The sequence below is a fragment of the Janthinobacterium darwini genome, from assembly GCF_051380905.1.
GTDB lineage: Bacteria > Pseudomonadota > Gammaproteobacteria > Burkholderiales > Burkholderiaceae_D > Janthinobacterium.
The window spans coordinates 80,161-94,112 of record NZ_JBNYXX010000007.1 but is presented as its reverse complement, the minus strand read 5'-3'; the positions used below and the strand labels follow the sequence as shown (position 1 = coordinate 94,112).

At 63.6% G+C, this 13,952-nt stretch carries 12 protein-coding genes and 1 pseudogene; all 13 read right to left on the bottom strand.

Annotated features, from left to right (window positions below):
• The 13 genes and pseudogenes from rbsK to ACQ4WZ_RS26100 all read right to left on the bottom strand — a co-directional run bounded on the left by rbsK (window position 1) and on the right by ACQ4WZ_RS26100 (window position 13,947).
• Window positions 1-909 (bottom strand): ribokinase, encoded by a 909-nt coding sequence (gene rbsK / locus ACQ4WZ_RS26160; protein WP_101483197.1) that lies wholly within the window; start codon window positions 907-909, stop codon window positions 1-3.
• Window positions 906-1,955 (bottom strand): LacI family DNA-binding transcriptional regulator, encoded by a 1,050-nt coding sequence (locus ACQ4WZ_RS26155; RefSeq protein ID WP_101483198.1) that lies wholly within the window; start codon window positions 1,953-1,955, stop codon window positions 906-908. Before ACQ4WZ_RS26155 ends, rbsK begins: the two co-directional genes overlap by 4 nt.
• Before the next feature lie 21 nt (window positions 1,956-1,976).
• Window positions 1,977-2,948 (bottom strand): ABC transporter permease, encoded by a 972-nt coding sequence (locus tag ACQ4WZ_RS26150; protein WP_101483199.1) that lies wholly within the window; start codon window positions 2,946-2,948, stop codon window positions 1,977-1,979.
• An 18-nt stretch (window positions 2,949-2,966) separates the two neighbouring features.
• Entirely contained in the window at window positions 2,967-4,520 is a 1,554-nt protein-coding gene (locus ACQ4WZ_RS26145) for a sugar ABC transporter ATP-binding protein (RefSeq protein ID WP_101483200.1), read from the bottom strand.
• An 85-nt stretch (window positions 4,521-4,605) separates the two neighbouring features.
• Window positions 4,606-5,565 carry a sugar ABC transporter substrate-binding protein gene (locus ACQ4WZ_RS26140; RefSeq protein WP_133989069.1) on the bottom strand — a complete coding sequence of 320 codons (960 nt, stop codon included), beginning with the start codon at window positions 5,563-5,565 and terminating at the stop codon, window positions 4,606-4,608.
• A gap of 208 nt (window positions 5,566-5,773) precedes the next feature.
• Window positions 5,774-6,655 (bottom strand): EamA family transporter, encoded by an 882-nt coding sequence (locus ACQ4WZ_RS26135; protein WP_436574829.1) that lies wholly within the window; start codon window positions 6,653-6,655, stop codon window positions 5,774-5,776.
• A 163-nt stretch (window positions 6,656-6,818) separates the two neighbouring features.
• Window positions 6,819-7,913 (bottom strand): zinc-ribbon domain-containing protein, encoded by a 1,095-nt coding sequence (locus ACQ4WZ_RS26130; RefSeq protein WP_436574828.1) that lies wholly within the window; start codon window positions 7,911-7,913, stop codon window positions 6,819-6,821.
• 8 nt (window positions 7,914-7,921) lie between these two features.
• Window positions 7,922-9,052, bottom strand: coding sequence for a zinc ribbon domain-containing protein (locus tag ACQ4WZ_RS26125; RefSeq protein WP_101483204.1), 1,131 nt, complete (start codon window positions 9,050-9,052; stop codon window positions 7,922-7,924).
• Window positions 9,053-9,117: 65 nt separating this feature from the next.
• Complete coding sequence (locus tag ACQ4WZ_RS26120; protein WP_101483205.1) at window positions 9,118-9,840, bottom strand: hypothetical protein; 723 nt, start codon at window positions 9,838-9,840, stop codon at window positions 9,118-9,120.
• Window positions 9,841-9,888: 48 nt separating this feature from the next.
• Window positions 9,889-10,647: a hypothetical protein gene (locus tag ACQ4WZ_RS26115; protein ID WP_436574868.1), complete on the bottom strand. Its 759-nt coding sequence runs from the start codon at window positions 10,645-10,647 to the stop codon at window positions 9,889-9,891.
• Window positions 10,648-10,791: 144 nt separating this feature from the next.
• Window positions 10,792-10,899 (bottom strand): annotated as a pseudogene (locus ACQ4WZ_RS26110) (zinc-ribbon domain-containing protein); the annotation flags it as partial.
• A 281-nt stretch (window positions 10,900-11,180) separates the two neighbouring features.
• On the bottom strand, window positions 11,181-13,442 hold the full coding sequence (locus ACQ4WZ_RS26105; protein ID WP_218973501.1) for a YgiQ family radical SAM protein: 2,262 nt from the start codon (window positions 13,440-13,442) through the stop codon (window positions 11,181-11,183).
• A gap of 226 nt (window positions 13,443-13,668) precedes the next feature.
• Window positions 13,669-13,947 carry a DUF4404 family protein gene (locus tag ACQ4WZ_RS26100; RefSeq protein ID WP_070219601.1) on the bottom strand — a complete coding sequence of 93 codons (279 nt, stop codon included), beginning with the start codon at window positions 13,945-13,947 and terminating at the stop codon, window positions 13,669-13,671.
• Between the last annotated feature and the right edge of the window lie 5 nt (window positions 13,948-13,952).

The following is a 13,952-nucleotide window of genomic DNA, read 5'->3' as shown; positions in this document are numbered from 1 at the left end:
TTAGAACAGCTCGTGCAGGTGGGGAATCGAGGTTTGTGCGCCGGGCTTGGTGACGCTCCAGGCGGCCGCGCGCTGGCCTTGCTGAATCGCTTCAGCCTCGTCCATGCCGGACGCCAGGCCCGCCACAAAACCGCCGATGAAGGTGTCGCCGGCCGCCGTCGTGTCGACGGCTTGCACCACGTCGGCCGGGAACGTGTAGTCGCCGCCATACAGGGCCGCGTGTACGCCCTTGGAACCGAGGGTGATGATGACGTTGTCGCTGCCCAGCTTTTGCAGCGCGGCCGCCAGGTCCTTGGCATCCGCGCCTTCCGGGCTGACGCCGGCCAGCATGGCCGCTTCGATTTCATTCGGAATCAGGTAGTCGACCAGTTCCAGCACGCCGTCCGGCAAGCTGGCAGCCGGGGCCGGATTCAGCACCACGGTCTTGCCCATAGAGCGGGCCAGCTTGATGGCGTGCACGACGGTGGCCATCGGCGTTTCCAGCTGCAGCACGACAATATCAGCCTGTTCGATCAAACCTTGCGCAGCGTCAATGTGCGCGGGGCTCAATAAATCGTTGGCGCCGCCGGCGATCACGATGCTGTTCTGGCCATTGTCATCGACGAGGATGGAGGCGATGCCGGACGCCACTCCCGGCAAGGTGGTGATGTGGCTGTCGATGATGCCGTCGCCCACCAGCGCGGCGCGCAGGGTGGCACCAAACGCGTCATCCCCCACGCAGCCGACCATGGCCACTTGCTGGGCTCCCGCCACTTTGCCGCTCAGGCGCGCGCAGGCCACGGCCTGGTTGGCGCCCTTGCCGCCAGGAATGGTGCGAAAAGCGCCGCCCGTCAGGGTTTCGCCGGGGAGGGGCATGCGCGGCACGCGCAAGACCAGGTCCATATTGATGCTGCCGATAACCACGATCATGATGTCATTCCCATCAGTTCAGTTGCAGGTAGAGAAAAAGGTGCCGGCGCGGCGGCCACACTGGAGCCGCGCACGTGCAGTTCGGGGGCGATGCTGCGCTGCTGGCGCGGCAAGGCGGGGTCGGCGATACGGGCCAGCAGGCAGGCTGCCGTGATATGGCCCAGTTCGCGCGTATTTTGCGCCACGCTGCTCAAGGCCGGATGCACGAAGCTGGCCAGGTCGATATCGTCGAAGCCGACGACGGCCAGGTCCACGGGCACGGCGATGCCCCGCTCGGCGGCGGCGCGCAGGGCGCCAAAGGCCATCAAGTCATTGCAGCAGAACAAGGCGTCGGGGCGCTGGCCCTTGGGCAGCGCCAGCAAGTCCAGCGCGGCCGCATAGCCGCCGGCGCTCGTGAAGTCGCTATGGCGGCACAGCGCGTCGGCCAGGACCACGCCCGCGTCCGCCATGGCGCTGCGCACGCCGTCGATGCGTTCGTTGGAAATGCTCACTTCGAGGGGACCAGCGATGCAAGCGAGGCGCCGGCGTCCCAGCCCCAGCAAATGGCGCGCGGCGAGAAAGCCGCCGGCGCGGTTATCGACGGCCACCGCATCGATGGACAGGTCGCTGGGCGCGCGGTCGAGCAGCACGGCCGGCACCTTCATCTTGCGCAGCAGTTCGCCATCGCTGTCGGCCAGCGCGGACAGAATCAGGCCGTCGCAGCGCTTGGTCAGCAACACGTTCAGGTAGTCGCGCTGCTTGACGGGGTCGTCATCGGAATTGCACAAGATCACGCTGTAGCCAGCCGCGTAGCAGCTGTCCTCGATGCCGCGCGCCACTTCCGAGAAATACGGATTCGTATTGTTGGGAATGATGAGGCCGATGGTACCCGTGCTGCGGCTGCGCAGGGAACGCGCCAGCGCGCTGGGCACGTAATGCAATTGCTCCGCCGCCGCCAGCACGGCGCGGCGCGCCTCGTCGCTGACGGGGCGGGTATTGTTGAGGACGTGCGACACGGTGGTAAACGACACCCCCGCCGCCTGCGCCACTTGTTTGATGGTTGCCATGGGCCGCGCTTTCTCCTGCGATTATGCGCGCTCGCCGCGGCGGCGGTAAGTGTCGAGCACCACGGCGGCGACGATCACCAGGCCCGTGACGATGCGTTTCACGGGTTCGGATACGCCCACTTGTGCCAGGCCCGCTTCCAGCACGGAAATGATCAACACGCCGATAAAGGTGCTGATGACGGAACCGCGCCCGCCCATCAGGCTGGTGCCGCCGATCACGACGGCGGCGATCACTTGCAATTCCATGCCCACGCCGCCATTCGGGTCGGCCGCTTCCAGGCGCGAGACCTGGAACAGCGCGCCCACGCCAGCAAGAAAGCCCATCAGGGCAAACACCAGTACTTTCGACGGCTTCGTGTTGATGCCGGACAAACGCACGGCTTCTTCATTCGTGCCAATGCCGATCCAGTGGCGTCCCAGCACCGTGCGCGTGAGCACCAGGTGGCCGATGACGACGATGGCGATGGCGGCGATGAAGGCGGGCGAGAGGCCAAAGGCGATCGGCGAGCTGATGCCGTCAACGGCGCTGCCGATGTATTCCGTGCGCGAGTTCGTCACTTGATAGGCCAGGCCCCGTGCCATTTCCAGCACGCCCAGCGAGACGATGAACGAGGGAATGCGCCAGCCGACGGAAATGAGGCCCGTGGTGGCGCCGCACAGGGCGGCGACGAACATGCCCAGCAGGGCCGCGCTCCACACGGGCCAGCCCCAGTGCACGACGGCCAGGGACAGCACGGAAGCGGCCAGCGCCATCACGGAACCGACGGACAAATCGATGCCGCCAATGATCAGCACGAAGGTCATGCCGACAGCCATCACGACCAGGGTCGGGATATTGTTCGACAGGGTGCTCAAGGTGGCCAGGGTAAAGAAGTTTTCGCTGGCAAACGAGAACAGCACGCACATGGCAAGCAGGGCGCCGATCAGGCCCGCATAATTTTTCAGGTCGGCCAGGCTGCGCTGCAGATACGAAGGAGAGGAATGGATGGTCATGGGAATCTTTCCGGCGGATCAGGCCGCAGCTGGAGTGGAATGAGGGGTCAAATAGCCGGAGAAAGCGGCCGACAGCAGCGCGTCCTGGCTCCAGGCGCCCCGCTCGAAGGTGTCGACAATGCTGCCCGCGCTCATGACGGCGATGCGGTCGCAGATCAGCATCAGTTCGCGCAAGTCGCTCGATACGATGACAAGGCCCTTGCCCTGGCGCGCCTGTTCAGCCAGCACCTGATAAATATCAAACTTGGCGCCGATATCAATGCCGCGCGTGGGCTCGTCGAACAGCATCACGGGGCAGTCGCGGTACAGCCAGCGGGCGATCACCACTTTTTGCTGATTGCCGCCTGACAATTCCGCCACCGTTTGCGCACTGTTGCGCGAGCGGATGCCCAGGCGCTGAATGTAATCGTCGGCCACCGACGCTTCGGCCGCGTCGTTGAGCCAGCCTGCGCCACTGACGGTGTCGAGCGACGCGAGGGTCGTGTTGACGGCGATGGACTGGCGCAGCAACAAGCCTTGTCCCTTGCGGTCTTCCGTGATCATGGCGATGCCCGCCTTGACGGCTGCCTGCGGCGAGTGCAAGGCGGCAGGAGTTTCGCTGTCGCCCAGAAACACCTGGCCAGCGTCGGCGCGGTCGGCGCCGAAAATCAGGCGCAGCAATTCCGTGCGGCCCGAGCCGATCAGGCCGGCGATGCCGAGGATTTCGCCCGCGCGCAAGTCGAACGAGGTCGGGTTGACGACCTTGCCGCGCGCCAGGCCCCGCACGCGCAGCAGCGGCGCGCCTATGGTGCGCCCGCTCAGGTCTACCGCATCGTCGGCCGAGCGGCCCACCATCAGGCTGACCAGGTCGGCGGCCGAATGGCCAGCGATATCGTCATCGCACACCAGTTGCCCATCGCGCAGCACGGCGATGCGGTCGGCCACGCGCTTGAGTTCTTCCAGGCGGTGGGAAATATAGATGATGCACACGCCTTCGGCCTTCAGGCGTTCGATTTGCAGGAACAGCAATTCCACTTCGCGGTGCGTCAGCATGGCCGTCGGCTCGTCCAGCACCAGCAAGCGGCAGGAACCGATCAGATTGCGCGCGATTTCGATCATTTGCTGGTGACCGATGCCCAGCTCGCCCACGAGGGTCCACGGGTCGAGTCCGCCCAGGCCCACTTTCTCCATCTGTTCGCGCGCATCACGCTCAAGGCGCGTACGGTCGATGAAGCCGAAGCGCTGCGGCAAATTCTTGAGGTACAGGTTTTCCGCGATCGACAGCGTGGGAAGCAAATTGAGCTCCTGCATCACCATGCGGATGCCCAGCGCCTCGGCGGCGCCGCGCGAGGCAGGCTGGTATGGCTTGCCGTCGAGCAGCATCGTGCCCGTGGTGGCTTGCTCCAGCCCGCAGATGATCTTCGACAGGGTACTCTTGCCCGCGCCGTTCTCGCCCGTCAGCGCCAGCACCTGGCCAGGGGCGAAGCGCAAGCCCACGCCGCCCAGCACGGGGCCGACATAGGACTTGCCGATGTTGTCCAGGGTCAATAGAGGGGTGGCGGCTGATGGCGCCGGGGGGATGTCGGTAGGCATGGTAAAACTCCGCGGTAGGGGCGGCGGGACCGGCGCCGCCTACTCGCACGAGTACGCGGGCACCGGCCCCGGCGGGATCAAACGATCAGGACTTGGCGCCCTTGGCGACCAGTTCGACCTTGGTTTCGATGACGCCACCCAGATCGGCTTGTTTCTTCTTCTGCGCCAGGGCTTTCAGCACGGTCTCGATGCCGAACACGGCTTGCTGTGAACCGAACTGGTCGGCGGTGGCCAGCACGCGGCCATCGGCCAGCATCGGCTTGATGGCGTTGATGTTGTCATAGCCGACGACGAGGACTTTGCCCGTCTTGCCGGCCGCCTTGATGGCGGAAATGGCGCCGATGGCCATGTTGTCGTTACCGCACAGCAAGGCCTTGATGTTCGGGTTGGCATTCAGCATGGCGGCGGCCACCGTGTTGGCGGGGGCGATTTCCCACTGGCCCGACTGCACGCTGACGACTTTCGCACCGGCCGCGTTCATGGCGTCCTGGAAGCCCAGGGTGCGCTGCTGCGCATTGTAGGTGGTGGAGACGCCTTCGATGATGCCGACGGGATCGCCCTTCTTGATCTGCTTGGCCAGGAAGTCGCCGACGACCTTGGCGCCCTTGCGGTTATCCGGACCGACGAACGGCACGGTGATGCCCTTCTCTTTCAGGGCGCCTTCGTCGAGCTTGTTGTCGATATTGACGACGATGATGCCCGCGTCGATGGCTTTCTTCAGCACCGGCACCAGCGCCTTCGAGTCGGCTGGGGCGATCACCAGCGCGTTGACGCGCGAGACGATCATCTGCTCGACCAGCTTGATCTGGCTCGACGTATCCGTCTCATCCTTGATGCCGTTCGACAGCAAGTCGTACTTGGCGGCATTCGCCTTCTGATGCGCCTTGGCGCCATTTTCCATGGTCAGGAAAAATTCATTGGCGAGCGACTTCATCACCAGCGCCACCTTTGGTTTGGCTGGTGTCTGCGCCATCGCCGGCACGGCGGGCAAGGCACACACCAGGACAGCGGCGGCAATCATTTTCAGGCGAATACGGGATGTCATGAGCGTCTCCAGAGTTGTTGGTCAAGCACGTGTAAATCATGCTTTTATGGAATTTCATTGCGCGCAAACGTTTGCGCGAAGCGAATAGTGCCTCAATGCCCCATATCAGTGCAAGCAAAACTGTATGTGCGGTGCAGCAAAAAGGGCGCGCCCAGAGGGACAGGAACAGGCTGATGCGATCAGCCTGCCGAGGGGAAATGCGCGTCAGTCAGGATTTTGTTGCGGGGCGGGCACTGGCCCATTGCACGGCCAGCACGCTGGCCAGGACCAGCAGCAAGCCCAGCATCGACCAGCCCGTCATGGCCTGGCCCAGCAAGGCCCAGCCCAGCACGACGGCCATCAGGGGACTAAGCAGTCCCAGCGAGGACACGGCCACGGGCGACAGGCGGGCGATGCCGCGGAACCACAAGGCGTACGCCAGCAGGGCGCCGGCCAGGCACAGGTAGGCGTAGGCCAGCACTTGCTGCAGGGACAGCGGCGGCAAGGGTGCATCGGCCAGCCAGGCGACGGGCGCGAGCATCAGGCCGCCGAGCAGCAATTGCCAGCCCGTCAGCGCCAGCACGGGCAAGTCCGGCTTCCAGCGCCGCGTCAGATAGGTGCCGGCCGCCATGCAGGCCGTGCCGCCCAGCGCGGCGGCGATGCCGATGGGTTCCCACACCGTGCGCGGCGACAATAATAAGACGCCCATGCCGGCCACGCCCAGCACGCTGGCCCCCAGCGCCAGGCGGGCCGGGCGGCGCCCTTCCACGCCCCAGGCCAGGCCCATCACCAGCAGAGGCTGGATGGCGCCCACCACGGCAGCCAAGCCGCCAGGCAAGCGGTAGGCGGCCACGAACAGCAGCGCCTGGAACACGCCGATATTGAGCGCGGAAAGAATCAGCACGCGGCCCCAGTCGCACCGCGCGGGCAGGCGCCGCATCAGGAGCAGCAACAGCAAGCCGGCCGGCAACACGCGGATCAGGGCCGCCGTGAAGGGCCGGTCCGGCGGCAGCAGTTCGGACGTGACGATATACGTGGAACCCCAGATCAGGGGCGCCAGCGCCGTGAGCAGAATGTCGCCCCAGGCGGGACGGGCAGGAGAGGCGGACATATACTATCTCGACGTTAAGATAAAGTCGAGTGTGATCGCAAACTATCTTGATGTCAAGACAAATGCCTCGCTGTGTCGCAGCGCGGTTTGCATGAAAAAAGCCCGGCATGGCCGGGCTTCGGGGATTGCGTCAGGCGGCACGCTGCGCCGCCTGGCCTGATGCTTAATCGCGTAAGCGCTGCAGCACCGCGACCGGCATGCCGCCGATGCTGAGCGTAGCCGTGTTGTTGCTATTACTCAGGCTGATTTGCATGGCCATGCCGCCTGCACCTTCCGGCGCGAACGTCACGACATTGCCTTCGGTGGCAAAGGTGCCCTTGCTTACCTTGTCGTTCTCGATGACGCTGTCACGCGTAAATTCCAGCACACCGCCCATTGGTGCCTTCCACTTGCCCTGCAGCGGATGACCGCCAAAACTGAACAGGCCTTTCAGCTTGTCCAGCATGCCCGCTCCTTGCGCGCCGGACGCCTGGCGCATGGCGCCGGCCATGGCCATGGTGGCCTGCTGCAGTTGCGCGCGGTCGGTGACTTGCCATTGCTTGTCGACCAGCGCCAGCGGCAGCTGCATTTCCAGGTCCCCGTTCGGCAAGTGTTGCAGGATCAGCGCACGGTCCGGCGAGGCGCTTAACCATGCCGCCTCATCGGTCAAGGCCAGCTTGGCAGTGGCCATTGCTACCTGCTGACCACCCATCTCGCGTACCTGCTCGTAGCCGCTGACCTTGGCCACATTCACGCCCTTGGCCACGCACAGCTTGTTGCCGCGCAAGGCGGCCTTGCCGGGGGCGGCCAGCGCGTAGACAAATTGCGGTTGCGCAAGCCAGCCACCGCTGCTTTGCTCGACGGGCGCGGTGTACAGCCCGCTACGCACGAGGATATCGAGCCATTGCCGAGTGGAACTGTCGTACGAGGCCACGCGGATTTCTTCCTTCTGGTACGGCAAGTTGGTGAGGCACAGCAACTTGTCGCGCGCTGCCTCGTCGGCTGCCAGATGGGCGTTGATGGCACGGCTGAAACTGCTGGCCGAGGCCGCTTCTGGCGCCAGCAGCCACGCCAGGGCGCCACCGGCCACGATGACTACCGCCAGCACGCCGCCGGCAAGGATGAGGTGGCGCCGTTGCATGCCGGCCCGAACCGGTACGGCAGCCGATGCAGGGGCAGGTGTGGGCGACGACGCGACGTTGACGGCCTTGCCGCATTCATCGCAAAAACGCGCGTCGGGCGTATGGGCGGTGCCGCACTGTTTACAAAATTGCGCCATGGTCTGCCTTACTTGAGTTTATGCGCGCATTCGCCGCAGAACACGTCATCGGACGCGACCGGTGCCTTGCAGTTCGGGCATTGCAGGCTGTCAGCCGGCGCAGCAGCTGGCGCTGCCGGGGCGGCTTGAGCGGCTGGGGCCGTCGCCTGCTCGGCCAGGGCGCGCGCACGTTCACGCGCTTCCTCGGCCTTTTTCTTGACCACGGCCAGGCCGTCGTTCAGGCTCGCTTCCGAGGCGCTGAAATCGACATTGCGCGTGGCGTTCAGGTAAATGATGCACACGCCCTTGGTGAAGATCAGGCCAGGCACAACGGCTGCGGCCGCCATCAGCAAGCCGCCGCCGAGGCCGGCAGCGATGATATAGCCGGAACCGCTGCCGCCACCCAGGCCCGAGGCCAGCGCGTACATATTCATCTGGCCGCCCAGGCCTAGGATGCCGGCCGACATACCCGTGGTCAGCGATACGCCCGTGCCCAGCACGCCAAAGATCAGCAGCGCGGTAAACGACGTGATCAGGAACAGCAGCACTTCCAGCAGGATCACCGACACCAGCTTGGTGCGCACGATCAGGTTCAGGCGGGCAATGATCTGGAATACGCTGGCGCCCGACCAGGCGGCAGGGCCGGCCAGCGGCAGCATCACGTAGAACAGCGCAAACACCAGCACGCCCAGCACGATGGCCGACAGGGGGAAGACCAGCGCGTACAGCACGGGGCCCAGCACGGGGATTTTGCAGACGAACAAGATGATGGCGATGGCGATCATGGCCGCCAGCACGATCAGGAATTCCAGGAAGACGACTGCGATCAGGCGGTGGCTCGTGTACAGCGAGACGAGCACGGCATCAACCAGGCTCAAGCCAGGCTGGCCCTGCGCATCGCGCATCAGCAGGATGCCTACGGCGTTGGAACCGTAAAACATCACCAGGAAAGCCATCAAGCCGCCCAGGAAGGCCAGCACGACACTGCTCATGCTGCCGGCGAGCATCGTCAGCACGCCACCGACGAGCACGGCGCCGATGAAGGTCAGAGCCAGCAGGGCAATCGCGCGGAAATTCTTGATGGCGTCGGTCGCTTCGATCAGCGATCCCACGGCGGAGGAAAAGGGAAACGGTTTATGTGCTTCTGTGGAAATGGTCATGTCTAGCCTGGAAGGGGGAAATCGGGATGGGACAGCCTGCCTGGCCGCCCCGTGGTATTGCGGTGTTAGTAGGCAAGCGCCAGCTGCAGCTCGCCCGCAGGCGCCTGGCGCTGGACGATCTGCAGTTTGACGTCCTGGCCACCGACACGCTTGCTATTCAGGTACAAGGCGGTACGCACGGGATAAATGCCCTGCGGCACGCCTTCGGGCATGGGAATCGAGAAGCCGCCCTTGTAGGCGCCGCTGCCGTTGTTGCTGCTGACCACTTTGCGCACAGTTTTGATCAGGTCGCCATTTGGCTTGTACAGGCTCAATTCTTCTTCCACCAGCGGGTTCGGATCGCGCGTGCCGGCTGCCACTTCAATATACGAATTGGTCTGCGCCTTCTGGCCCGGACGCACGGAGGACGGCGTAAAGCCCGTCTCATACTTCACCAGCGTCGACTGCTCGGGCAGCTTGCCCTTGTTGGCCACCTTGTAGTCGGCCTGCACTTGCTGCGCCGTCTTGACTTGCTGGCTTTGATAATTCAAGGCCACGCAGGCGAGTGCGCCCAGGCTGGCGCCCAGGGCAGCGCCGCGCACGGTGTTGGTGCCACCGCCCAGCAAGCCGCCCACGACGGCGCCGATGCCGGCCAGCATGGCCGTATTGCATTCACCGCTGGCCGCTTCCGTGCCTGCGGTGGTGGTGCCGGTGGCGCCAGGGCCACCCGGCGTGGCGCAACCGGCCAGCATCGAGGATACGACCAGCAGCGCCACCATGGGCTTGGCAATTTGTTTCAAGTTTTTCACGTTATTCTCCGGGAGGAACAAAATAGGGGGAAAGGCAAGCAGCGCGGCTTACTCGATCTGGATTTGCGACAGGGCCTTGTCTTGCGCTTCTTTCGCCTTGCGCTTGAGGTCGAGCGCGTAGCGGTTGCCCTTGTCCATGCGCAACACGGCATTCGCATTGGCAATGGCACAGTCGTATTTGCGCTGGCTCATGCAGTGGCTCGCTTCCGACAGGCTCTCCGTGATCACGCTTTCGAGGCCGGAAGCCTTGTTGGCGGGGGCGGCTGGCGGTGCTGCCTTGACAGGCTTGGCCGGCTTTTCCACGACCGGGGCAGGTGCTGGCGCTGGTGCTGGCGTTGGTGCAGGTTCGGGGGCGGGCGCAGGGGCGGCAACCGGCGCGGGCGCAGGGGTGGGCGCCGCTGGCGTCACGGCAGGCTCCGCCGCCGTGGCGCCATCGAACACAGGGTCGCTGATGACTAGCGGCTTCTCGGCGGCAGGCGCAGCTTCCTTCTGCACGGTGGGCACGGGTGCCGGCGGCGATGCTGGCGGCTTGCTTGACAGGAAATAATAGCCGCCTGCACCGCCCAGCAGCACTAGCGCTGCGACGGCTGCGGCAATCAGCTTGAAGGGGCTGCCACCCGGTGGGTTGTCGGCTGGCGCTTCCGACACGCTGGCGGCTGCGGCAGCGGGTTCTGGTTCTGGTTCTGGTTCTGGTTCTGGTGCGGGTGCGGGTGTGGGTGCGGCGTCGGACTGGCGCTTTTCAAGCACGGGCGGCGCCGCCGGTGCGGTGACAGGTTCCACCACTGGCGTCGGGACAGGTTCAGGCACGGGCTCGATGGCGGGTGCAATGACGGGTTCCGGCAGAGGCGGCGGCACCGCTGCGGCGACGGGCGCCACGGCAAAGCTGAACGCGCACTTGGGGCAGAATCTGGCATCGGCCTTGCAATCATGGCCGCACTGGCCACAGGATTTGCCTGGCACCGGGGCGGCAGCGGGTGTGGCAACGGCAAACGTCGTGCCGCAGGAAGAACAGAATTTTGCGCCCGGTTTATTCTCGGCCTGGCAGGAAAGGCATTTCAATTGGCATCTCTTTTCATATCAACGCTGACGCCGTACGCCTTTATCGCTTGCCAGAATGGCAGCTTTGTTGCCGTACGGCTAAATATTCAACGAGTATATTTTCAAACACCAAGTTGCCACAAGAGAAAATTGCCATTTGCTCTATTCAATTTTTAAATATTAGTAAAAATCCAGCCGCCAGGGAGGTGTCGCGCACCATCTTGGTGCGCAGAGAGCAAAAAACCCGGCAACGCATACGCGTTGCCGGGTTTTCTGGCTATGCCCGAGGCGCCGAGGACAGTTTACTTGCGTCCGCCCCGTGCCGGCGCGGCATGGCTACCCTTGGCGGGCGGCTTGCTGCCACGGCCCATCGGCACGGCGGCCGGCTTGGCCTTCGTCTTGATGGTAGACAAGATCGATGGCCGCACTTTTGATTCGGCAGCCGACGCCTTCGGCGCCGCTGCCGTACCGCCCAGAGCGATGCGGTTCTTGCCCGGCGTGACCTTGAACTTGTCCGGCGTGCCGGCACCATGTGTCTGGCGGCTGCGTTCGCCTGCGGCCAGGCCGCCCGACTCGGACGAGGTCCAGGCAGGAATCAAGTGCTTGTCGCCATTGCCGATCAAGTCGCCACGGCCCATGTTGACCAGCGCTTCGCGCAGGATCGGCCAGTTGGCCGGGTCCTGGTAGCGCAGGAAAGCCTTGTGCGTGCGACGGATCTTGCCGCTGCGCGCCGTTTCCACCACTTCCGAGTCTGCCGTGACCTTGCGCAAAGGATTCTTGCGCGTGTGATACATCGTCGTGGCCATGGCCATCGGCGTGGGCATGAAGGTTTGCACCTGGTCCAGCTTGAAATTGTTCTTCTTCAGCCACAGGGCCAGGTTCAGCATGTCCAGGTCCGTCGTGCCCGGGTGGGCAGCGATGAAGTACGGGATCAGGTACTGCTTCTTGCCCGCTTCCAGCGAGAAACGGTCGAACATTTCCTTGAACTCGTCATACGCGCCGATGCCAGGCTTCATCATCTTCGACAAAGTGCCCTCTTCCGTGTGCTCGGGCGCGATCTTCAACAAGCCACCGACGTGGTGCGTCACCAGTTCCTTCACGTACTCGGGCGAACGCACGGCCAGGTCGTAGCGCAAGCCCGAGCTGATCAGTACTTTCTTGATGCCGGGAATGGCGCGCGCCTTGCGGTACAGGGAAATGAGCTTGCTGTGGTCCGTGCCCAGGTTGACGCAGATGGACGGATACACGCACGACAGGCGGCGACACGACACTTCGATCTCTTTTTCCTTGCAAGCGAGGCGGTACATATTCGCCGTGGGACCACCCATATCGGAAATGGTGCCCGTAAAGCCTTTGGTTTTATCGCGGATATGCTCAATCTCGCGCAAGATCGACGGTTCCGAACGGCTCTGGATGATGCGCCCTTCATGCTCGGTGATCGAGCAGAAGGTGCAGCCACCGAAACAGCCGCGCATGATGTTGACGGAAAAGCGGATCATTTCCCAGGCCGGGATATGCGCCTTGCCATAGCTCGGATGCGGCGCGCGCGCGTAATTCATGTCGTACACGCCATCCATCTCGTCCATGGCCAGCGGCAGCGGCGGCGGATTGAGCCACACATCGCGTTCGCCGTGCGCCTGCACCATGGCACGGGCATTGCCGGGATTCGATTCCAGGTGGAACACGCGCGAGGCGTGCGCATACATGACGGGGTCATCCTTGACGACGTCGTAGGCGGGCAGGCGCACGACCGTCTTGTCGTGCTTTTCCTTGGCCATGGCCAGGCGCTCTTCGCGGCTCATGATGCGAATCGGCTTGATGACTTCGGCCGATTTCGAGGCATTTTCCGTAGCGCAGGCGGTCTTGTCTTCCTGCACCATCTCGTACGGGCTGTAATGCGGGTCGATCTTGCCTGGCACGTCGACACGGGTGGAATTGTGCACGCCCCAGTCGTCGCCGGGCAACCAGCCGGACGGCACCATGAAGGCCGTGCCGCGCAAGTCGCGGATATCCTTGATCGATTCGCCGGCGGCGAGGCGGTGGGTCAGGTCGACCAGCGCCCGCTCGGCATTGCCGAAGATCAACAAATCAGCCTTGGAATCGGGCAGAACGGAACGGCGGACCTTGTCCGACCAGTAATCGTAATGGGCGATGCGGCGCAGGGACGCTTCGATGCTGCCGATGACGATGGGCACGTCGGAATACGCTTCGCGCGCGCGCTGGGCGTACACGGTGACGGCACGGTCCGGGCGCTTGTTCGGTTCGGCATTTGCCGTGTAGGCGTCGTCGGAGCGGATCTTGCGGTCAGCCGTGTACTGGTTGACCATGGAATCCATGTTGCCGGCGGTAATGCCATAGTACAAACGCGGCTTGCCGAGGATGCGGAACGCTTCGGCCGACAGCCAGTCCGGCTGGCTGATGATGCCGACGCGGTAACCCTGCGCTTCGAGCAGGCGGCCGACGAGGGCCATGCCGAAACTCGGATGGTCGATGTAGGCGTCGCCCGTGACGAGGATGACGTCGCACTGGTCCCAGCCCAGCACGTCCATCTCGGCACGCGACATCGGCAGGAAAGGCGCCACGGCAGCGCGGGCAGACCGCTTGGGAACGGTCGCAAATAAATTGGTAGGGGAGCTCATAGGGTACGAATTGTACCGGAATTGGCCATTTCCAACCTGACGGCCTGCTTTTTACTGTTGGATTTTCGTATAAAAAACGTTTATTTTTCAATCACTTGGGGAAATGTAGCCCTTTCCCGTAGGAACGGGCCCGGCATTTCTCAAAACTTGCTTAAATGCCCATATTGGCTAAAATTTCACCCAATTCACGTAAGGCCGGCTCGAGTTTCGGATGCTTGACGGCAAACTTGGCCGACAATTCCTGGCTGCGTTCGGCCAATCCATAAGTGGTCGACTCTTCTTCCTGTTCCTGCGCGGCGCGCTTTTCCATCAGCAACTTGATGTCGACATCAAGTTTTTGCAGCAAACCATGCAGTTCTTCATCGACGGGGCCGCTACTTGCCAGTGTCGAATGCAGCTGTTGCAGCGATTCCTTGAGTTTGCTATCCATATCTT

What these genes read in the sequence shown, in the direction of transcription:
- rbsK (WP_101483197.1), bottom strand. Translation starts at nt 909, where the DNA reads ATGATCGTGGTTATCGGCAGCATCAATATGGACCTGGTCTTGCGCGTG.
- ACQ4WZ_RS26155 (WP_101483198.1), bottom strand. Translation starts at nt 1,955, where the DNA reads ATGGCAACCATCAAACAAGTGGCGCAGGCGGCGGGGGTGTCGTTTACC.
- ACQ4WZ_RS26150 (WP_101483199.1), bottom strand. Translation starts at nt 2,948, where the DNA reads ATGACCATCCATTCCTCTCCTTCGTATCTGCAGCGCAGCCTGGCCGAC.
- ACQ4WZ_RS26145 (WP_101483200.1), bottom strand. Translation starts at nt 4,520, where the DNA reads ATGCCTACCGACATCCCCCCGGCGCCATCAGCCGCCACCCCTCTATTG.
- ACQ4WZ_RS26140 (WP_133989069.1), bottom strand. Translation starts at nt 5,565, where the DNA reads ATGACATCCCGTATTCGCCTGAAAATGATTGCCGCCGCTGTCCTGGTG.
- ACQ4WZ_RS26135 (WP_436574829.1), bottom strand. Translation starts at nt 6,655, where the DNA reads ATGTCCGCCTCTCCTGCCCGTCCCGCCTGGGGCGACATTCTGCTCACG.
- ACQ4WZ_RS26130 (WP_436574828.1), bottom strand. Translation starts at nt 7,913, where the DNA reads ATGGCGCAATTTTGTAAACAGTGCGGCACCGCCCATACGCCCGACGCG.
- ACQ4WZ_RS26125 (WP_101483204.1), bottom strand. Translation starts at nt 9,052, where the DNA reads ATGACCATTTCCACAGAAGCACATAAACCGTTTCCCTTTTCCTCCGCC.
- ACQ4WZ_RS26105 (WP_218973501.1), bottom strand. Translation starts at nt 13,442, where the DNA reads ATGTCGCGTGCCGAGATGGACGTGCTGGGCTGGGACCAGTGCGACGTC.
- ACQ4WZ_RS26100 (WP_070219601.1), bottom strand. Translation starts at nt 13,947, where the DNA reads ATGGATAGCAAACTCAAGGAATCGCTGCAACAGCTGCATTCGACACTG.